Raw genomic sequence first — 20,213 nt, 5'->3', positions numbered from 1 at the left:
AACGGAATCTCTGCTGAAAAAAACAGCGCTTCCCTAATCGCTGGTGATTTTTTAAACTGTTGAGTCCGCTCGCCCATCCGGGCAGCCCGCCTACCGCATTTGCTACGAGGAACACCATGGCCCGCGTAACCGTTGAAGACTGCCTAGAACACGTGGATAACCGTTTCGAGCTGGTCATGCTCTCCACCAAGCGTGCTCGTCAACTGGCGACCGGCGGCAAAGAGCCGAAAGTGGCATGGGAAAACGACAAGCCTACCGTCGTTGCCCTGCGTGAAATCGCCGAAGGCCTGGTGAACTACGAAATGATCGCCAACGAGGAGATCGTCGAAGACGAACCTCTGTTCGCGGCTTTCGAGGACGAGTCCAACGAGGCCGTCTAAGCCTATGCCTGGTCGACGTAGCACGGCGCAGGGTACAAGGCTTCGGCCGGGGGAAACCTCATGCCGAGCATAGACGCCCTCGCCGATCGCTTATCGACCTACCTCGGTGCCGACCAGGTCAACCTGGTCCGCCGGGCGTACTTCTACGCCGAACAGGCCCACGACGGCCAGCGCCGTCGCAGCGGCGAAGCCTACGTCACGCACCCGCTGGCGGTGGCGAGCATTCTTGCCGACATGCACATGGACCATCAGAGCCTGATGGCCGCGATGCTGCATGACGTGATCGAAGACACCGGGATCGCCAAGGAAGCGCTGCAGGCGCAGTTCGGCGAGACCGTGGCCGAACTGGTCGACGGGGTCAGCAAGCTGACCCAGATGAACTTCGAGACCAAGGCCGAAGCCCAGGCGGAAAACTTCCAGAAGATGGCCATGGCCATGGCCCGCGATATCCGCGTGATCCTGGTCAAGCTCGCCGACCGCCTGCACAACATGCGCACCCTGGAAGTGCTGTCCGGGGAAAAACGCCGGCGCATCGCCAAGGAAACCCTCGAGATCTACGCGCCCATCGCCAACCGCCTGGGCATGCACGCGGTGCGTATCGAGTTCGAGGACCTGGGTTTCAAGGCCATGCACCCGATGCGCTCGGCGCGCATCTACCAGGCGGTCAAGCGCGCCCGCGGCAACCGCAAGGAAATCGTCAACAAGATCGAGGAATCCTTGAGCCACTGCCTGGCGGTGGACGGTATCCAGGGCGAAGTCAGCGGCCGGCAGAAACACCTCTACGGCATCTACAAGAAGATGCGCGGCAAGCGCCGGGCCTTCAACGAGATCATGGACGTCTATGCGTTCCGGGTCATCGTCGACAAGGTCGACACCTGCTATCGCGTGCTCGGCGCCGTGCACAACCTGTACAAGCCGCTGCCCGGCCGTTTCAAGGACTACATCGCGATTCCCAAGGCCAACGGCTACCAGTCGCTGCATACCACGCTGTTCGGCATGCACGGCGTACCGATCGAGATCCAGATCCGCACCCGCGAAATGGAAGAGATGGCCAACAACGGCATCGCCGCCCACTGGCTGTACAAGTCCAGCGGCGACGAGCAGCCCAAGGGCACCCATGCCCGCGCCCGCCAGTGGGTCAAGGGCGTGCTGGAGATGCAGCAACGCGCGGGCAACTCCCTGGAATTCATCGAGAGCGTGAAGATCGACCTGTTCCCGGACGAGGTCTACGTGTTCACGCCCAAGGGCCGGATCATGGAGCTGCCCAAGGGCTCCACGGCGGTCGACTTCGCCTACGCGGTGCACACCGACGTGGGCAACAGCTGTATTGCCTGTCGGATCAATCGCCGTCTCGCCCCGCTGTCCGAACCGCTGCAAAGTGGCTCCACGGTCGAGATCGTCAGCGCCCCCGGCGCCCGGCCGAACCCGGCATGGCTCAACTTCGTGGTCACCGGCAAGGCCCGTACCCATATCCGCCACGCCCTGAAGCTGCAACGCCGCTCGGAATCCATCGCCCTCGGCGAGCGCCTGCTGAACAAGGTGCTCAACGGTTTCGACAGTGCCCTGGACAGGATTCCGGCCGAGCGCGTGCAATCGATCCTCCACGAGTACCGCCTGGAGTTGATCGAGGACCTGCTCGAGGACATCGGCCTGGGCAACCGCATGGCCTACGTGGTGGCCCGACGCATGCTGGGCGAGGGCGAACAGCTGCCGAGCCCCGAGGGCCCGCTGGCGATTCGCGGCACCGAAGGCCTGGTGCTCAGCTATGCCAAGTGCTGTACGCCGATTCCGGGCGACCCGATCGTCGGCCACCTGTCGGCGGGCAAGGGCATGGTCGTGCACCTGGAAAACTGTCGCAATATCAGCGAAATCCGCCACAACCCGGAAAAATGCATCCAGCTCTCCTGGGCCAAGGATGTCACCGGCGAATTCAACGTCGAGCTGCGTGTCGAACTGGAACACCAGCGCGGCCTGATCGCCCTGCTGGCCAGCAGCGTCAACGCGGCCGACGGCAATATCGAGAAGATCAGCATGGACGAACGCGATGGTCGCATCAGCGTGGTCCAGCTGGTGGTCAGCGTGCACGACCGCGTGCACCTGGCCCGGGTGATCAAGAAACTGCGCGCCCTGGCCGGAGTGATCCGCATCACCCGCATGCGTGCGTAGCCTCCCGCGGCCGGACATTACAAGGAGTCATTCATGACCAAGAGCGTTATCAGCACCGACAAGGCCCCTGCTGCCATCGGCACCTACTCCCAGGCGATCAAGGCCGGCAACACCGTGTACATGTCCGGCCAGATTCCCCTGGACCCCAGGACCATGGAACTGGTGGAAGGCTTCGAGGCCCAGACCGTGCAGGTGTTCGAGAACCTCAAGGCCGTGGCCGAAGCCGCCGGCGGCTCGTTCCGGGACATCGTCAAGCTGAACATCTTTCTCACCGACCTGAGCCACTTCGCCAAGGTCAACGAGATCATGGGCAGGTACTTCGAACAGCCGTACCCGGCGCGAGCCGCCATCGGCGTTGCCTCGCTGCCACGCGGCGCGCAAGTCGAGATGGACGCCGTCCTGGTCATCGAATAAGCCCCCGGAACCACACCGCACTGCCTGGCGCGACCCCCGACAGCGCGCCAGCCTCGCCTGCAAGGATTTCACCATGCGCAAAGCGCTAGCCCTCCCGCTGTTCGCCCTCCTGCTTGGCGGTTGCGCCAGCGATCCCGCCAAATATGACGTCAGCGGTACCTGGATCAACCAGGCCGCCATCGACGCGGCCGTGAAAAAGGGCAGCCTGCGCGAAGCCCTGGCCACTTATGGGCCGAACCTGGAGTGGAGTGTCGACACCCGCACCGGCCAGGCCAAATACAGCAACGGTTTCGAGCGCCCTGAAGGGCAAGTGCGTGCCGATGGCAAGCAGTGGCATGTCGACTTCTATGGCAGCGCCGGCACCTCGCTGGCCCGCGACGGCAAGGAGCTGATCCAGGGCGCCAGCGATTACGAGCCCGAGCAGCCGTTCGTCCGCGCCCCGACCGAACTGCCGGCCAACGCCCCGGTCGGTGCCAGCTTCGAGCAGGCGCTGTATTCGGCGTTCATGGGCGGCGACTGGAAAATCGTCAGTGGCCCGGGTGAAGGCAGCGAGGTGAAATTCCTTCCGGACGGACGCCTCGAAGGCCTGCCGGGCGCCGATCGTTACGCCTTGTGCCTGGCGGGCGACTGCGCCTCGATGAGCGGCGACAACGACAGCATCTGGCTGCAGCAGGGCGACCGCGGCAATGCCTGGATCTTCGTCCGCAAGGGCAAGCAACTGGAGATCTTCCAGGCGCTGAACTCGGCGGCCGCCGACGAGAAGCCACAGCTCTATCCCGGCAATCGCCAGTGGCTGCTGGAAAAGTGACAACACCGTTCCTGTAGGAGCCCGACTTGCCGGCGAAGACGCACTCAAGGCCTGGCAAGCCAGGCTCCTGTGGGAGCGGGCTTGCCGACGAAGCTTTCAGCGCCCTTCGAGAATCGCCGCATACCCCTCGCGATAACTGGGATAACGCGGAACCCAGCCCAGCGCCCGTGCCCGGGCGTTGCTGCAACGCTTGCTGCCAGTACGACGCACGCTGGCCTCGGCATCCCATTCGGTGACCCCCAGGTATTCGCGCAACCAGGCCACCACCTCGGCCAACGGAGCTGGCGCATCATCGACACCGATGTAGCAATCCTCCAGCACCCGGCCCGCCCGATCGGCCTCCAGCAGGAATGCCAGCAACCCGGCCGCGTCGTCGGCATGAATGCGATTGCCGTAGAGCGGTGGCTCGACAGCCACCCGATAACCCCGGCGCACCTGAGTCAGCAGCCACTCGCGGCCCGGCCCGTAGATCCCGGTCAGGCGCACCCGGCTCGCCGCAATGCCACTGTCGAGTGCCAGTTGCTCGGCCTCGAGCATCAATCGCCCGGAGTAACCCTCGGCTTCGGTCGCCGACGTTTCATCCACCCACTCGCCCTGCTGCTGCACGTAGACGCTGCTGCTGGAGACGAACAACAGCCGCCGTGGCCGCTGCCCGGACTCCCCGAGCCAGCCCAGGACATGCCGCAGACCGTCGACATAGGCCGCCCGATAGCCGGCCTCGTCGTGCTCGGTCGCCGCCGCGCAATACACCACATAGTCCAGTGAACCGGTCGGCCAGCCCGCAGGGCGCTGCGCACTGAACAGATCGCCCGCCACCCCCTGCACGCCCTCCGGCAGACGGGAAATCGAGCGGCGCAGACCGTAGACCTGCCAGCCCCGGCCCAGCAGTTGGCTGGCCAGGCGAGAACCGACATCCCCGCAGCCGGCAATCAGAACAGAAGGAGCGGACATCGGAAACCTCCACGCAAAGGGCCACAGCCTAGCGTCAGGAATGGACGAACGGCCAGCAATCGAAGAAAAAAAGATACTCTATTACTTCTGTTAACAAGAATTACTTGCAATAATGACCACCCATTTGTTCTCGGCCCAACGAGGCCTGGAAGGACAAGACCCACTTTTACTTCGCTCAGGTCCGGCCAGCATGACACGCATTCACTCCTCCGCCTCGCCAACCCAGTTCCACAGCCCGTCGCGCGTCTGGCGCTCGGTGGCAGCGGTGCTGTTCAGCCTGTTGCTGGCCCCGACCGCCGCATTCGCCGATGAGCCGGCCAACCACGCCGCACCGGCCGCCACCGCAGCAGCACCGGCCGCGACCGCGCCGATCGCGGCCGACCAGGCCCCCGTGGAGAACGCCGCCCCGGCCGAGGCCTCCGATACCGACGCACTGCCAGCCGAAGGCAACAGCCTGGGCATGTCCCACGACCTGTCTCCGTGGGGCATGTACCAGAACGCCGACATCATCGTGAAGCTGGTCATGATCGGCCTGGCCATCGCCTCGATCATCACCTGGACCATCTGGATCGCCAAGGGCTTCGAACTGCTGGGCGCCAAGCGTCGCCTGCGCGGTGAAATCGCCAGCCTGAAGAAAGCCGTGACCCTCAAGGACGCCAGCGCCACCGCCGCCAAGGAAGGTACCCTGGCCAACCTGCTGGTGCACGATGCCCTCGAGGAAATGCGTCTGTCGGCCAACAGCCGCGAGAAGGAAGGTATCAAGGAACGCGTCAGCTTCCGCCTGGAGCGCCTGGTGGCCGCCTGCGGCCGCAACATGAGCAGCGGCACCGGCGTACTGGCCACCATCGGCTCCACCGCACCGTTCGTCGGTCTGTTCGGTACCGTATGGGGCATCATGAACAGCTTCATCGGCATCGCCAAGACCCAGACCACCAACCTCGCCGTGGTTGCCCCGGGTATCGCCGAAGCCCTGCTGGCGACCGCCCTCGGCCTGGTCGCCGCCATTCCGGCGGTGGTCATCTACAACGTCTTCGCCCGCTCCATCGCCGGCTACAAGGCCCAGGTTTCCGACGCTTCGGCCCAGGTTCTGCTGCTGGTCAGCCGTGACCTGGACCACCTGCCGTCCGAGCGCGCCAGCCAGCCGCACATGGTCAAGGTAGGTTAATCCGCCATGGGTCTGCATTTGAAGGAAGGCGCGGACGACGAGCTGTCCGAGAACCACGAAATCAACGTCACGCCGTTCATCGACGTGATGCTGGTACTGCTGATCATCTTCATGGTGGCGGCGCCCCTCGCCACCGTGGACATCAAGGTTGACCTGCCGGCCTCGACCGCCAAGCCGTCGCCACGGCCCGAGAAACCGGTGTTCCTCAGCGTCAAGGCCGACCAGAAGCTGTTCCTCGGCGAGGAAGAGGTCAAGGCCGAGTCCCTGGGCCCGGCCCTGGACGCCAAGACCCATGGCAAGAAGGACACCACCATCTTCTTCCAGGCCGACAAGGGTGTGGACTACGGCGACCTGATGCACGTCATGGACGCGCTGCGCGCGGCCGGTTACCTGAAGGTCGGCCTGGTCGGACTTGAGACGGCAGCCAAGAAATGATCACGACGCGCCAAAAACTGACGCGTTACGGCGGTAGCCTGGCCCTGGTGCTGGGCGTTCACGCGGTGGCGATCCTCGCCGCCCTGAACTGGTCGGTGTCCAAGCCGATCGAACTGCCGCCGCAGGCGATGATGGTCGAGCTGGCCCCGCTGCCGCCCGCGCCGCCCCCACCGGCCCCGCCCAAGGTGGTGACCCCGCCGAAGCCGCCGGAGCCGGAGGAAGAGCTGCCGCTGCCGAAGCTGGCCGAGGCACCGAAACCGACGATCTCGGTCCCCAAGCCGGTCAAGCCCAAACCCAAGCCACAGCCGCCCAAGCCGGAAGTGAAGAAGGAACCGGAGAAGGAAAAGCCCAAGGAAGAGGAGAAACCTTCCGAGGAGCCGCCGACCACCCGTCCGCCGGAGAAATCCGCGGCGCCGGCACCGGGCCCATCGCCCCAGCAGCTCGCCGCCAAGGCCAGCTGGGAAGGCACCCTGCTGGCGCACCTGGGCAAGTACAAGAAGTACCCGCCTGCCGCCCAGTCGCGCGGCAAGGAAGGCCTGAACCGTCTGCGCTTCGTCGTCGACGCCGAAGGCAAGGTGCTCTCGTACGAACTGGTGGGCCGTTCGGGCAACGCCGACCTGGACCGGGCCACCCTGGAAATGATCCGTCGTGCCCAGCCGCTGCCCAAGCCGCCGGCCGACATGCTGACCAACGGCAGCATCGAGATCGTTGCGCCCTTCGTCTACTCGATCGACAAGCGCAACCGCTAGCCCTTCCCGAATCCCACGCAACCCGTGGGATTCTTCCTTTTTTCATATAGAAACTGACAGCGGCTTTGGCTCGCCCCTTGTGGGAGCGGGCTTCCACAGCGCCTCCCTGCCGCCCCCTCCGATCGACATTGACGACAATCTTCACCAAACCTTCACCTGATAACGTGCGTCTATCGATTGCAGCCGTTATGCTTGGTTGGCAACTTCATGGACGCCCACTATGACCCTGACAGAATTACGCTACATCGTTACCCTCGCCCAAGAGCAGCACTTCGGCCACGCGGCCGAGCGCTGCCATGTCAGCCAGCCGACGCTGTCAGTGGGCGTGAAGAAGCTGGAAGACGAGCTGGGCGTACTGATTTTCGAGCGCAGCAAGAGTGCCGTGCGCCTGACGCCGGTTGGCGAAAGCATCGTGGCCCAGGCCCAGAAGGTCCTGGAACAGGCCCAGGGCATCCGTGAGCTGGCCCAGGCCGGGAAGAACCAGCTGACCGCACCGCTGAAGGTCGGCGCGATCTACACCGTCGGCCCGTACCTGTTCCCGCACCTGATCCCGCAACTGCACCGGGTCGCCCCGCAGATGCCGTTGTACATCGAGGAAAACTTCACCCACGTGCTGCGCGACAAGCTGCGCAACGGCGAACTGGACGCGGTGATCATCGCCCTGCCGTTCAACGAGGCCGATGTGCTGACCCTGCCGCTGTACGACGAGCCGTTCTACGTGCTGATGCCGGCCACGCACCCCTGGACCCGCAAGGAAACCATCGACAGTACCCTGCTCAACGACAAGAGCCTGCTGCTGCTCGGCGAAGGCCACTGCTTCCGCGACCAGGTCCTCGAAGCCTGCCCGACCCTGGGCAAGGGCACCGAAGCGTCCAAGCACACCACGGTCGAGTCCAGTTCGCTGGAAACCATCCGCCACATGGTGGCCTCGGGCCTGGGCGTGTCGGTACTGCCGCTGTCGGCCGTGGACAGCCATCACTATGCGCCCGGCGTCATCGAGGTGCGTCCGCTGACGCCGCCGACACCGTTCCGCACCGTGGCCATCGCCTGGCGCGCCAGCTTCCCGCGACCCAAGGCGATCGAGATCCTCGCCGATTCGATCCGCCTGTGCTCGGTGGCCAAGCCGCCCGTTGCGAGCTGAATGCCGTGACCGAGCTGTCGCAGGTCTCAGTCACGGCACTCAAGGGTGTCGGCGAAGCCATGGCCGAGAAACTGGCCAGGGTCGGCCTGGAAACCATCCAGGATGTACTGTTCCACCTGCCCCTGCGCTACCAGGACCGCACCCGCGTGGTTCCCATCGGCGCCCTGCGCCCCGGCCAGGACGCGGTGATCGAGGGCGTGGTCAGCGGCGCCGATGTGGTCATGGGCAAGCGCCGCAGCCTGCTGGTGCGCCTCAATGACGGCACCGGCAGCCTGAGCCTGCGCTTCTACCACTTCAGCAACGCCCAGAAGGAAGGCCTCAAGCGCGGCACCCATGTGCGCTGCTACGGTGAGGCCCGCCCCGGCGCTTCGGGGCTGGAAATCTACCACCCGGAATACCGCGCGCTGACCGGCGACGAGCCACCGCCGGTGGACCAGACCCTGACGCCGATCTACCCCCTGACCGAGGGCCTGACCCAGCAACGCCTGCGCCTGCTGAGCCAGCAGAGCCTGGCCATGCTCGGCCCGCGCAGCCTGCCGGACTGGCTGCCGCGGGAGTTGGCCAGCGACTACCAGCTGGCACCGCTGGACGATGCGATCCGTTACCTGCACCAGCCGCCGGCCGATGCCGACGTCGAGGAACTCGCCCTCGGTCACCACTGGGCCCAGCATCGGCTGGCCTTCGAAGAATTGCTCACTCACCAACTGTCCCAGCAGCGCCTGCGCGAAAGCCTGCGGGCCCTGCGGGCCCCGGCGCTACCGAAAGCGCGCAGGCTGCCCGCACAGTTTCTCGCCAACCTCGGTTTCCCGCCGACCGGCGCCCAGCAGCGGGTGGGCAACGAGGTCGCCTATGACCTCAGCCAGCCCGAGCCGATGCTGCGACTGATCCAGGGCGATGTCGGCGCGGGCAAGACCGTGGTCGCCGCCCTGGCCGCCCTGCAGGCGCTGGAAGCCGGCTACCAGGTGGCGCTGATGGCGCCGACCGAGATTCTTGCCGAGCAGCATTTCATCAATTTCCAGCGCTGGCTGGCACCGCTGGGCATCGAGACCGCCTGGCTGGCCGGCAAGCTCAAGGGCAAGGCCCGCGCCAACGCCCTCGAACAGATCGCCAACGGTACACCGATGGTGGTCGGCACCCACGCCCTGTTCCAGGACGAAGTGCAGTTCAGGAACCTGGCCCTGGTGATCATCGACGAACAGCACCGCTTCGGCGTCCAGCAGCGCCTGGCATTGCGCCAGAAAGGCGTTGGCGGGCAGATGTGCCCGCACCAGCTGATCATGACCGCCACACCGATCCCGCGCACGCTGGCGATGAGCGCCTACGCCGATCTCGACACCTCGATCCTCGACGAACTGCCACCCGGCCGGACGCCGGTGAACACCGTGCTGGTCGCCGACAGCCGGCGCTTCGAGGTGGTGGAACGGGTCCGCGCCGCCTGCGCCGAAGGGCGGCAGGCCTACTGGGTCTGCACGCTGATCGAGGAGTCCGAGGAACTGACCTGCCAGGCCGCCGAGACCACCTTCGAAGAGCTGACCGCCGCCCTCGGCGAACTGCGGGTCGGGCTGATCCACGGGCGCATGAAAGCCGCGGAGAAAGCCGCGGTGATGGCCGAATTCAAGGTCGGCAACCTGCAACTGCTGGTCGCCACCACGGTGATCGAAGTCGGTGTCGACGTGCCCAACGCCAGCCTGATGATCATCGAGAACCCCGAACGCCTGGGCCTGGCGCAGTTGCACCAGTTGCGCGGTCGGGTCGGTCGCGGCAGCGCCGTCAGCCACTGCGTGATGCTCTACCACCCGCCACTGTCGCAGATCGGCCGCCAGCGCCTGGGGATCATGCGCGAGACCAACGATGGCTTCGTCATCGCCGAAAAGGACCTGGAGCTGCGCGGTCCCGGGGAAATGCTCGGCACTCGCCAGACCGGGCTGCTGCAGTTCAAGGTCGCCGACCTGATGCGCGACGCCGACCTGCTTCCGGCCGTGCGCGATGCGGCTCAAGCCCTGCTGGCACGCTGGCCGCAGCACGTCAGCCCGCTGCTGGAACGCTGGCTGCGCCACGGCCAACAATACGGCCAAGTGTGATAGACCTCACATTTCGTGGACCAATGACCGGGACAAGCTGGTTATACTGCTGAAATTGTAGGAAGCCGGATACAGACCATGACTGAAGTTGCCCTCATCGATGCAACCCCGCACACCCCGTCTGTGGTTCGAATGCTGCTCGACAAGCTCGCCATCAACTACCGTGAAGTCACCGACTCCCCGAGTCTGCCGGCGGCGCGCAAGGTTCAGGCGGTGCTGCTCGATGACGCAGTCGGTGCGCTCATGGTGCTGTTCCCGCAGAACCAACTGCTCGACCTCAACCGCCTGGCCGAACTCACCGGTCGGCGCCTGACGGCGGTGTCGACCGAACGCCTGGAGCGCATGCTCGGCAAGCACAGCCTGCACCTGTTGCCCGGCCTGCCAGCGCTGACCAGTTCGCCCTGCCTGTACGAAGAACAGCTGCTGCGCGAGCCGAGCCTGCTGATCAACTCCGGCGAAACCGGCCTGCTGCTGGAAATCGCCACCGACGACTTCAGGAGCATGCTTACCAAGGCCAGCGCCGCCAGCTTCGGCGAAGCCCTGGGCAACATTCGTCCGAACCTCGACCGTCCGGACGACGATCGCAAGGAAATCACCCAGGCGGTCCAGGTGTTCACCGCCCGGCGCATCCAGCAGCGCCTGGAAGCGACCATCGAGATTCCACCGCTGGCGGAGACTGCGCAGAAAATCATCAAGCTGCGGGTCGACCCTGACGCAACCATCGACGACATCACCGGCGTGGTCGAGACCGACCCGGCCCTGGCCGCCCAGGTGGTGAGCTGGGCGGCGTCACCGTACTACGCCTCGCCGGGCAAGATCCGCTCGGTGGAAGACGCGATCGTACGGGTGCTGGGCTTCGACCTGGTGATCAACCTGGCGCTCGGCCTGGCCCTGGGCAAGACCCTGAGCCTGCCCAAGGACCAGCCACAGCACAGCACGCCGTACTGGCAGCAATCGATCTACACCGCCGCGGTGATCGAGGGCCTGACCCGCGCCATGCCGCGCACCCAGCGCCCGGAAGCCGGCCTGACCTACCTGGCCGGCCTGCTGCACAACTTCGGCTACCTGCTGCTGGCCCACGTGTTCCCGCCGCATTTCTCGCTGATCTGCCGGCACCTGGAGGTCAACCCGCACCTGTGCCACAGCTATGTCGAGCAGCATCTGCTGGGTATCAGCCGCGAGCAGATCGGCGCCTGGCTGATGCGCTACTGGGACATGCCGGACGAACTGGCCACCGCCCTGCGCTTCCAGCACGACCCGCACTACGATGGCGTGTATGCCGAGTATCCGAACCTGGTGTGCCTGGCGGTGCGCCTGCTGCGCAGCCGCAACATCGGTTCCGGGCCGGACGAAGAAATCCCCGACGCCCTGCTCGATCGCCTGGGCCTGAGCCGCGACAAGGCCGAGGACGTGGTGAACAAGGTGCTCGAAGCCGAAGTACTGCTGCGCGAGCTGGCTTCGCAGTTCAGCCAGCACTGAATCCCCCCGACGACTGCAGACCCGGACACCGATCGTTCCCACGCTCGGCGTCCGCTCTTGTGACGCACAGCGTCACGGGCTGTATTCCCACGCGGAGCGTGGGAACGATCAAGAGAGGTGACGCTTCAGGCCTTCTTTTTCTTCGGCTTGAGGTACTTGGTCAGCCCCTGGAACCAGATCACCAGGGCCGGATTGCCCTTGATCTGGATCGACTTGTCCTGAATCCCCGTCATGAACGCCAGTTGCTTGTTCTTCGCCTGCAGCGTGGCGAAGCCGTACGCGGCATCCTTGAAGCCGATGGCGAACGCCGGCTCCGGATGGGTTCCGGACTTGCTGCTGATACGCAGGTCCCTGACGATGAAGTGACGGGCGATCCTGCCGTCCAGGGTCTGCAGCTGGAACACCAGCGCCTTGTCGGCCAGTTGCTGCTGGAACGCGGGGTTATTGCGACTGGCCCGGGCCATCAGCAGGCCCATCGCCCAGAGAAGAAAACGGAATTTCATGCACAACGCCTCGGCAGAAAAATGAAAGGGCCGGCGCAGTGTAGCGGTTTGTTCGAGGAACGCCACCGATCTCCTTGTTTGCAAGAAGATCGGCTGGCGTTTGCCGCTTATATCAGCACGTTCGTGACCAGGCAGTCACTCAGACGTTCGGGCAGGGGACCGGAGCCCAGTCGCCCAGGTCCGGGTTCTTGCACATGCTGTTGACCTGCGACTGGCCGGCGGTGGCGACTTCCTGGCTCGCCGCTTTCTTGGCATTGGCGTCCTGCAGGGTCTTCTCGGTGGCGACCGCTTCGCTCGGCACCGTCGGCAGCTGCTTCTTGGCGACCTTCACGGGCGGCTTCTTGCCCTTGGTCTTGCCGGTGGTCGGTGCGACCACCGGATCGGTATCGGCGGTCGCCACGGTGACCACGTCGGTACGCTGCACACCCACCTGGCGCAGGTCCTGCTCGTAGGCCTGGGTGTAGTTGTTCAGGTCTTCGGCGTTGCGACCGTTGACCGCGACGATCAGGTCATTGGACTCCTTCAGGCCGGCGACGATTTCCGCCAGGCGCTTGCGACCTTCGGCATCGCCGATGGTCTTGGCCTTGCGGGCCGAGACCAGGTTGGCGAACTCACGCTGGTAGCAGCTCTGCGAAGCACGGGCATAAGCCGTGTTGCGATCCATCTCGGCCGCGCTCTTGCTGATGTCGCCGGCATAGGAGCTGATCCGCTGCTTGTCGTCGGCGATCTGCTTCTGCTTCTCGGTGTAGTAGCCCGCCGCACCACCGGCCAGCGCGCCGCCCGCAGCGCCAATGGCGGCGTTACGGCCGCGCTTGCTCGAATCGTCGCCGGTCAGCGCGCCGAGCGCGGCGCCGCCCAGGGCACCGAGCACCGCACCGGTGGCGATGGAGCGGGTCATGTCCGAATCGGTGGCACGCAGGTGCTGCACCGGCTCGTAGCAGGTCGGGTAGTACTCGACCTTGGTGCTGGCGCCGACCTTGGAGGTTGGCGAGGTGGCGCAACCGCCCATCAGCACGGTGCTGAATCCGGCGGCAACCCACAGCGCGGCGCGGCACCGCGAGGTTGAAACAAGGGGTTTGCTGGAGAAAATCATGTTCATGTTTCCTTTCTTGGTTTGACTTGGCCGATGCGGCACCTACCGCCCGGATCCCCTCTACACTCGCCGGATTCCCAACACTCAGGGCTTCTGGGCGTTGGATGCGAGTAACGCTTTCAAGATCGTCGCCGGGTCGGCCCGCTGCTGCTTGCGATAATCGCCGACATGACGAACGAACAGGGTCGCCCGTGCCACCAGGCTGTTGCCGAGCACGGGTTTGCGACTGAGTTCTTCCTTGACCCGCTGGAACTGCGCCTGGATCACCGCATCGGTGTACCGCGTGGCCGTTGCCAGGTTGTCGATGTAGATCGCCACCGCGCCGTCCAGCGCGCTGGTGCCGTTGTCGATGGCGGTGGCGAACAGCGCGGCGCTGGCCTCGTCCTTGGCGTCGACGGCCTGCTGGCGGCTCTTCTTCAGGTTGGTCAGGCGGATGTTGTAGTTGTTGACGGTTTCGGCCACCAGCGCCGCCGACTGGATCAGGTTGCCGGCCGCTTCCTCGCGCTGGCGGGCGATCAGCGAGACGTTGCGCTTGAGCTCTTCGTTCACCAGCCCCAGTTCGGCCTGCAGCCGCGGGTCGGTGGTGCCGGAAATGATGCTGTCCAGGCGCTTGGTCGGATCCTGGACGTCGTCGATGGCATCGGTCAGGGCAGCCAGGCGGCCCTCCTTCTGCCACTGCTCGAACAGCTCCTTGTAGCGCGAGCGCGGCGCCGACAGCGCGCCGATGGCGACCCGGAAACCGGTGGTCTCGTTGCTCTGCTCGGTACCATCGGCGGCGAACAGCGGGTACTCGCGGCGCATGCCGGTGAACAGCGTGCCCTCGCCTTCCAGGTAGTTGCCCCCCTTGACCACGAAGCCGCCGTAGGCGCCCTGGCGGCGCCCGGCATGAACCAGCTGGAACGACTCCTGGACCATCTGCGCAGCGTTGCCGATCACGTCGAACAGGCCGATCGGGTTCGGCAGCTTGGTGCCTACCGGCATCAGCCGTGGCGCCTGGCCGGTGCCGCCGGCGACCTGGTTGAACACCGCATAGTCGGACAGCGGGCCGTCCGTGTCACTGCCCGGCTGCCGGCGCGGGAACAACCGGCCTTCCAGTTCCTGGCGGCTGACCGCCTGGGCACCGCGGGCGGCGTACTCCCACTCGACCTCGGTCGGCAGGCGAACGAAACCGGCGCCACCGTCCTCGGCCGAGCGGCCACGACCGCTGACCGGCAGCCGGTCACGGTGGTACTTCATCAGCCAGGCACTGTAGACCGCGGAGAAACGCTCGGCATCGAAGCGCGACACCTTGACCTTGGGCAGGCGCCCGGCAATCCCCTCGGGCGCTTCGCAGGCCGGGGCCGGTTCGCCACTGGCCAGCGAGGGCGCCTGGGACATGACCAGTGCGTACTGGCGCGCCGTCACCGGGTACTTGCCCATGAAATAGAACATCGGTTTCAACGGCGAGCCGGCATCGGTCTTGGGCAGGGCCGGCGAGATCGCCTTCTGCCAATCGGCAGGCAGGTCCTTGAGGGTGAACTGGCCGTTGATGAAGTCCCGGCGGTAACCGGAAATGAACGACTGCTTGTAGCCCGGCTCGTCTTCGCTGAACGGGTAGCCGAGGCTGATCTCGCGGTCGTCCAGGGTGCCTTGGGCGAGGATGTAGACGTAGCGGAACACCATCTCGCCATCGCACGGCAGCGGCAGGCTGATATCGCCGCTCAGCGGCTTGGGGTTGTCCAGTTTGTTGGTGTCGTCGTCGGCCCACGCCAGGCCGCCTGCCCCCAGAGAAGCAAGGCCCAGGGAGCCGATCAACACCATGAAGGCCGCGCTGCGCAGCTTAAACATCTCTGATTCCTTCCGAAGCTTCTATCTGTGCCACTCGCCAGCCACCGAGGGCCGCAGCCAGAGCACAGACCGCCAACACCGAAAAAAGTGCCAGCATGTAATGGCGCCCTAGCAACTGGCTGGCGTATTCGCCGGCCACCTGCACGAACAGATGATTCAGGCCCTGCTCCGCGACGACGTACAACAGCACACTCAAGCCGGCGGCGAACAACCCGCTGTAGAGCGCCTGCAGCACCACGAACAGCAACAGGGCGCCGGTGCCCAGGCCGAGCAGGCGCAGCACCGACAGCTCGCGGCGCTTGCGCTCGACCGCCGCCAGCGCGCCGGCGAAGATCGCCGCGAAGGCCCCGGCCAGGGCCAGGGTGGCGATGATCCAGAATACGATGGACAGGTTGCGACTCAGCGACTGCACCTGGGCGATGGTCTGGGCCTGGGTCGAGACCAGCAGGCCACGTTCGGCGAAATAGCGGCGCAGCGGCTCGACGTCGTCAAGTTCGCGGGCGTACAGCCGGAAGGCCGGATACACCCGCTGCGCGGCGGAACCGGCCGGCTCGCCGCTCCAGCCGAGCATCGGCACACCACGGCCATCGCGATAATCCTCGGCAGCCTCCAGCAGCGCCAGCGGGGCGAACAGCGCATCGCGACCGAAGGCCTCCAGCGGCAGCACCGCCTGCACCTGGATCTGCGTGTGCTGGCTTTCCACCCGGCCGGCCACCTGACGCCCGAAGGACACTTCGAGCCAGTCACCGGCCTTGACCCCGAGCTTTTCCGCCGCGGTATGGCTCAACAGCATCGCCGCCAGCCCGGTCGGCGCCGGCAGGCCGCCGAGCAACGGGTCGCCTTCGGCGGTCGGCAGCATCTCGACGTTCAACGCCGGGCCCTGGCGACTGATCGACAGGTCGGCGGTCGCGGCGATCTGCCGGGTGCGCGGCAGGGCGAACGCCACGTCGTCGCGGCGCCCCAACTCGGCGATGTAGGCCGCGCCGAAGCGCCCGCCACCCAGGGGAATGATCTCGCGCACCAGCGGGTCACGCTCCAGCCGCTCGGTCAGGCTGCTGACCAGGCCGAACTTGAGCCCGAACAGCACCAGCAGGGGTGCGATCACCGCCACCAGGGCCAACACCGAGCAGGCCGACAGCCGCGCATCGGCGCGGTAGTCCTGCCAGGCCAGGGCCGCCACCAGCGAAGCGCGCATCACGGCTGGCCTCCCAGGGTCGCGGTCACGCCGCCATCGGCGTCGCGCTGGCAGGTAATGCGCAGCACGTTCATGCCCAGGTCGCGCACCAGCACCTCATCATGGCTGGCGATCACGCAGCAGGCGCCCTGCTCCGCCACCTGCCCGAGCAGCAATTGCATGACCCGCCCGGCATTCAGCGGGTCGAGTGCGGCCGTCGGCTCGTCGGCCAGCAACAGCCGCGGCGCATGGGCCAGGGCCCGGGCACAGCCGACCCGCTGACGCTGGCCGACCGACAGGGCCTGGGGTTTCTTGTCCAACTGATCGGCGATTTCCAACTGCTCGGCCAGCCGCCGCACGCTGCCGTCGTCGGCCATGCCCAGCAACTTGCGCGACAGCTCGATATTCCCGCGCACGTCGAGAAAGCCCAGCAGCCCGCCGGTCTGCAGCACATAGCCGAGATAGCGGCTGCGCAGTTGCGCCAGCGCGTCCTGCCGTCCTTCGCGCCAGAGCGCGGCAATATCCTGCGCGCCGGCGGGCCCCTCGAAGGCGAACAACCCGGCGCGGTCAGGGGCCGAGACCAGCGCCAGCAGGTCGAGCAAGGTACTCTTGCCGCAGCCGCTGGGGCCGACCACCGCCCACTGCTGCCCAGGCGCCAGGCTCAGGCGCGGGATCACCAGGCTGTAGCGCTGGGCACCCTCACCCCGCGTCTTGCGTACGTCGCGCAGGCTGATCATCACGGCAGCGTCGACAATGGCACGCGGTACAGCGCGTCACCCGGCTCGGCATCGCCGAACCGGACCCAGTTGGCCACATCGTTGTGGAACGTCTCGTAGAGGCGGATCTTCGACTCCAGTTCGTCGATGAAATCCTCCTGTTCGGCCACGCTGAGCGACAGCCACAGATCCTGGGTCATGCTCAACGACTTGCTGCGGTACGGCAGGCCTTCGAGGTATTCGCCGAGCACTCCGCCATCGGCCAGGTTGCCGCCCTTGCGCAGGGCCGAGGGGTCGCGGCTCATGTAGGCACTGGCGCTGGCGATTTCCTGGAAGAAATCCTTCGGCGAGCTCTGGGTCTTGCGGGCGGCATCGACGATCAGCTTCAGCGACTGCTGCAGGTCGTTGAGCTGCAGCTTGGTCAGCATCACGCAGACCTGGAACGCCGGCAGCGCCGGGTTGGTCAGGTCGCGGTCGGCGGTCCAGGCGCTGACCAGTTGCGGTGCCTGGCTGGCACCCTTGCGACCGAGGAAGTCCATGTGCATGGCATAACCGATGGCCGCCGACTTGTCCGCCAGGCTCGGTGCCGAAGCCAGCAACGGCGCTGCCTGGGCCTGGTTGCTGCGCACCTGGTGCACCAGGTTGGCGAACACCGAACCGATCTCCTCGACCCGCTCGCCGAGCTTGTGCGCATCGCCGCCCTGGACCGGGATGTAGAGGTCGCCGATCTTCGGGTTGGCGTCGGCGGTCAGGGTGCGGTACTGCTGCTCGGCGAAGGCGTGGTTCTTCTTGCCGGCCTCGCTGCGCAGGTGCAGCGCATAGATCTTGATCTGCTTGCTCAGCGCCGCCTGGCGGATCTCCGCCTCGTTCATCCGGGTGCTGCTGTAGGGGTCGTTCTTGCGCAGCGAACCGGCGTCGCTGACCAGCAGGATCAGGCGCCCGCCGTAGCCGGACCAGTCCATGCCGTCGACCGCCTGCATGATCCCGGCGAACGAGTCCTCGTTGAACGAATGGCTCGACACCGTGGAGGCCTTGACCTGCCGCGCCAGCTCCAGGAAACGCTCGGGATCGCGGCCCTGGTCGAGGGTGATCAGGGTCTTGCTCAGGTACTCAAGGCCAGGGGTTTTCTGGATGCTGTTGCGAAAGCCCACCATGCCGAAGCTGACGCTGTCCAGCTCGCCGCGCTCGGCGATCTTGCTCTGCAGCTCATGGACCACGTCGCGGACCTGGTCGATGTACGGCTGCATCGACACCGTGGTGTCGACCACCAGCACGATCGCGGTGCGGAACTTGTCCGCCGTCGCCACAGCCGCGCTACCGTTGCCGGTTTTCTGCGCGGCGCTGCCCGGGTCGATCGAGGCGACATTGAGCAACTGCACCGGCTGGCCGTTTTCGTCGAAGCTTTCCCGCGAACCGAAGATCGGCAGCAGGTAGAACTGGTTCTGCGGCACCGCGCTGGCCGCCGGCTCCAGGGCCAGCACCCGCTGGTTGTCGGCCGGGTTCTTCTGCGCGTTCAGCAACAGGTTCTTCGCCGAGGCCGGATTGGCCAGCAGCTTGTCGATATCGGCGGCATCGCGCAGGAACATCACCGGCTCACGCCCGGAGCGCTCGGTGAACTTGAGCACCAGGCTCTGCTTCCACTCGCTGACCTTGGCGCCCGGCAGCCAGCCTTCGCTGCGCCCGTCGCTGGCGGCACCGACGCGCAGCCAGGGCGCACCGTCGACGGTCTTGCGCTGGTAGACGTACAGCACCGAGAACGCCGGCAGCGCCTTGTCGGCCTGGCCACCGGGCGAGTTGTACAACTGCGCTCCGGGCTGGCTCAACACGCGCTGGAACAGGGTTTTCTTGCCGACCATGAGCAACGGGCGGTTGCCACCGTCCGCCTCGCCCGGCGAAGCCTGGGCAACCGGCGTCGTGCTCACCGGGTCTGCCGGCCTGTCCGAGGCGGGCGGCGTGCTCGACAGGGCAGGCGTCCCCGCCACCGGCGTGCCGGACGCCGGCGGCGTGGTGCTGGTGGTCGCTGGCGCCCTCAGCGGTTTGTCACTGCCCAGCCACCAGTAGCCGGCACCGGCGACGCCGATGGCCGCCGCCACCGCGACGGCCAGCAGGGCCAGTACCGGACCACGGCGCTGCTGCGAGTCGCGCAGCACCGGCTGTGGACTCGGTGGCGGCGCGGGCTGGGGCGTTGGCCGCGAGGCCGGTTGCGCCGGCGGCGGGTTGGGAATTTCGATCGAGACCGGCGTCAGCCCGCCCAGGTCGGGGGTCGCCGGTTTCTCGGGCACCTTGGACAGGGCCAGGGGCTGGATCAGGGTCGACTCCAGCGCCTCCTCGGCCGGCAGATTGTCCAGCGCCGCCTGCAAGGCCGCGGCGTCGGCGAAGCGCTCCGCTGGATCCTTGGCCAGCAGCCGCTGCAGGATGTGCTGGTAGCGACCGTGCTGGATCGGCAGTTCCGGCAGCGGTTCGGTGAGGTGCGCCAGCGCCGTCGACAGCGCGTCGGTGCCGGTGTAGGGCAGCTTGCCGACGAGGATTTCGTAGAGCACCACGCCCAAGGCATAGAGGTCGGCACGGCCGTCGATCTCCTGGCCGCGCGCCTGTTCCGGGCTCATGTAGCTCGGCGTACCGACGGCGAAGCCGGCCTGGGTGAACTGGGTGCGGTCGTCCAGCGACTTGGCGATGCCGAAGTCCGAGAGCACCGCGGTGCCGTCGGCGCGGAACAGGATGTTGGCCGGCTTCACGTCGCGGTGCACCAGCCCCTGGGCATGGGCATAGCCCAGTGCCGAGGCGATCTGGCGGATGTACTGCACGCCCTGCTCCGGGCTCAGGCCGGCGGCGATGCGCTCCTTGAGCGTGCCGTTGGGCAGGTACTCCATGGCCATGTAGTACAGCTCGCCGACATTGCCGATATCGTGGATGGTCACGGTATGCGGGTGCGACAGCCGCGCCAGGGTCCGACCTTCGCGCAGGAAGCGCTCGCAGAAGGTCGGGTCGGCAGCCAGCGCGGCCGCCATGACTTTCAGCGCCACCTTGCGCTCCAGCGACCGTTGGGTCGCCAGATAGACGGTGGCCATGGCGCCTTCGCCAATCTCGCCGTCTATGTCGAATCCGGGAATCAGTATGTCCATGTGGGGAAG

General features: G+C 66.2%; 17 protein-coding genes. 10 read left to right on the top strand and 7 right to left on the bottom strand.

The window, feature by feature from the left end:
- Positions 1-116 precede the first annotated feature (116 nt).
- The 4 genes from rpoZ to PF66_RS18580 all read left to right on the top strand — a co-directional run bounded on the left by rpoZ (position 117) and on the right by PF66_RS18580 (position 3,768).
- Positions 117-380, top strand: coding sequence for a DNA-directed RNA polymerase subunit omega (rpoZ, locus tag PF66_RS18595; RefSeq protein WP_026144814.1), 264 nt, complete (start codon positions 117-119; stop codon positions 378-380).
- A gap of 60 nt (positions 381-440) precedes the next feature.
- Positions 441-2,546: a bifunctional GTP diphosphokinase/guanosine-3',5'-bis pyrophosphate 3'-pyrophosphohydrolase gene (spoT, locus tag PF66_RS18590; RefSeq protein ID WP_054056357.1), complete on the top strand. Its 2,106-nt coding sequence runs from the start codon at positions 441-443 to the stop codon at positions 2,544-2,546.
- Positions 2,547-2,579: 33 nt separating this feature from the next.
- On the top strand, positions 2,580-2,960 hold the full coding sequence (locus PF66_RS18585; RefSeq protein WP_054056356.1) for a RidA family protein: 381 nt from the start codon (positions 2,580-2,582) through the stop codon (positions 2,958-2,960).
- A 73-nt stretch (positions 2,961-3,033) separates the two neighbouring features.
- Complete coding sequence (locus PF66_RS18580) at positions 3,034-3,768, top strand: hypothetical protein (protein ID WP_054056355.1); 735 nt, start codon at positions 3,034-3,036, stop codon at positions 3,766-3,768.
- Positions 3,769-3,864: 96 nt separating this feature from the next.
- On the opposite strand, the gene PF66_RS18575 is transcribed toward PF66_RS18580, so the two are convergent.
- Positions 3,865-4,719 carry an SDR family oxidoreductase gene (locus PF66_RS18575; protein ID WP_054056354.1) on the bottom strand — a complete coding sequence of 285 codons (855 nt, stop codon included), beginning with the start codon at positions 4,717-4,719 and terminating at the stop codon, positions 3,865-3,867.
- A 190-nt stretch (positions 4,720-4,909) separates the two neighbouring features.
- Here PF66_RS18575 and exbB point away from each other — a divergent pair, with 190 nt between their 5' ends.
- From exbB to PF66_RS18545, 6 genes are all read left to right on the top strand, one after another.
- The gene (exbB, locus tag PF66_RS18570; RefSeq protein WP_054063489.1) at positions 4,910-5,884 is read left to right on the top strand and encodes a tonB-system energizer ExbB; all 975 of its coding nucleotides are present in this window, start codon (positions 4,910-4,912) and stop codon (positions 5,882-5,884) included.
- 6 nt (positions 5,885-5,890) lie between these two features.
- The gene (exbD, locus tag PF66_RS18565; protein ID WP_054061276.1) at positions 5,891-6,319 is read left to right on the top strand and encodes a TonB system transport protein ExbD; all 429 of its coding nucleotides are present in this window, start codon (positions 5,891-5,893) and stop codon (positions 6,317-6,319) included.
- A complete protein-coding gene (locus PF66_RS18560; protein WP_054061277.1) occupies positions 6,316-7,068 on the top strand; it encodes an energy transducer TonB family protein in 753 nt (250 codons plus the stop codon). The genes exbD and PF66_RS18560 overlap by 4 nt, the downstream gene beginning before the upstream one ends.
- A 220-nt stretch (positions 7,069-7,288) precedes the next feature.
- Positions 7,289-8,209: a hydrogen peroxide-inducible genes activator gene (locus PF66_RS18555; protein WP_054061278.1), complete on the top strand. Its 921-nt coding sequence runs from the start codon at positions 7,289-7,291 to the stop codon at positions 8,207-8,209.
- 5 nt (positions 8,210-8,214) lie between these two features.
- A complete protein-coding gene (gene recG, locus PF66_RS18550; RefSeq protein ID WP_054063505.1) occupies positions 8,215-10,290 on the top strand; it encodes an ATP-dependent DNA helicase RecG in 2,076 nt (691 codons plus the stop codon).
- A gap of 78 nt (positions 10,291-10,368) precedes the next feature.
- Positions 10,369-11,769 carry an aminoacyl-tRNA deacylase and HDOD domain-containing protein gene (locus PF66_RS18545; RefSeq protein WP_054061279.1) on the top strand — a complete coding sequence of 467 codons (1,401 nt, stop codon included), beginning with the start codon at positions 10,369-10,371 and terminating at the stop codon, positions 11,767-11,769.
- A gap of 125 nt (positions 11,770-11,894) precedes the next feature.
- Here PF66_RS18545 and PF66_RS18540 read toward each other — a convergent pair whose 3' ends face one another.
- The 6 genes from PF66_RS18540 to PF66_RS18515 all read right to left on the bottom strand — a co-directional run bounded on the left by PF66_RS18540 (position 11,895) and on the right by PF66_RS18515 (position 20,204).
- Entirely contained in the window at positions 11,895-12,272 is a 378-nt protein-coding gene (locus tag PF66_RS18540; protein ID WP_054061280.1) for a hypothetical protein, read from the bottom strand.
- A gap of 139 nt (positions 12,273-12,411) precedes the next feature.
- Positions 12,412-13,365, bottom strand: a complete 954-nt coding sequence (tagQ, locus tag PF66_RS18535) for a type VI secretion system-associated lipoprotein TagQ (RefSeq protein ID WP_054063504.1) — start codon at positions 13,363-13,365, stop codon at positions 12,412-12,414.
- Positions 13,366-13,449: 84 nt separating this feature from the next.
- Positions 13,450-15,192 carry a formylglycine-generating enzyme family protein gene (locus PF66_RS18530; protein ID WP_054063488.1) on the bottom strand — a complete coding sequence of 581 codons (1,743 nt, stop codon included), beginning with the start codon at positions 15,190-15,192 and terminating at the stop codon, positions 13,450-13,452.
- On the bottom strand, positions 15,185-16,387 hold the full coding sequence (locus PF66_RS18525) for an FtsX-like permease family protein (RefSeq protein WP_054063487.1): 1,203 nt from the start codon (positions 16,385-16,387) through the stop codon (positions 15,185-15,187). The genes PF66_RS18530 and PF66_RS18525 overlap by 8 nt, the downstream gene beginning before the upstream one ends.
- Positions 16,387-17,103 (bottom strand): ABC transporter ATP-binding protein, encoded by a 717-nt coding sequence (locus PF66_RS18520; RefSeq protein ID WP_054063486.1) that lies wholly within the window; start codon positions 17,101-17,103, stop codon positions 16,387-16,389. The genes PF66_RS18525 and PF66_RS18520 overlap by 1 nt, the downstream gene beginning before the upstream one ends.
- On the bottom strand, positions 17,103-20,204 hold the full coding sequence (locus PF66_RS18515) for a serine/threonine-protein kinase (protein ID WP_054063485.1): 3,102 nt from the start codon (positions 20,202-20,204) through the stop codon (positions 17,103-17,105). Before PF66_RS18515 ends, PF66_RS18520 begins: the two co-directional genes overlap by 1 nt.
- Between the last annotated feature and the right edge of the window lie 9 nt (positions 20,205-20,213).

It is taken from the genome of Pseudomonas asplenii (genome assembly GCF_001293465.1).
GTDB lineage: Bacteria > Pseudomonadota > Gammaproteobacteria > Pseudomonadales > Pseudomonadaceae > Aquipseudomonas > Aquipseudomonas fuscovaginae_B.
Note: the sequence above shows the minus strand (reverse complement) of the source record. Positions and strands in the feature narration are given on the sequence as shown.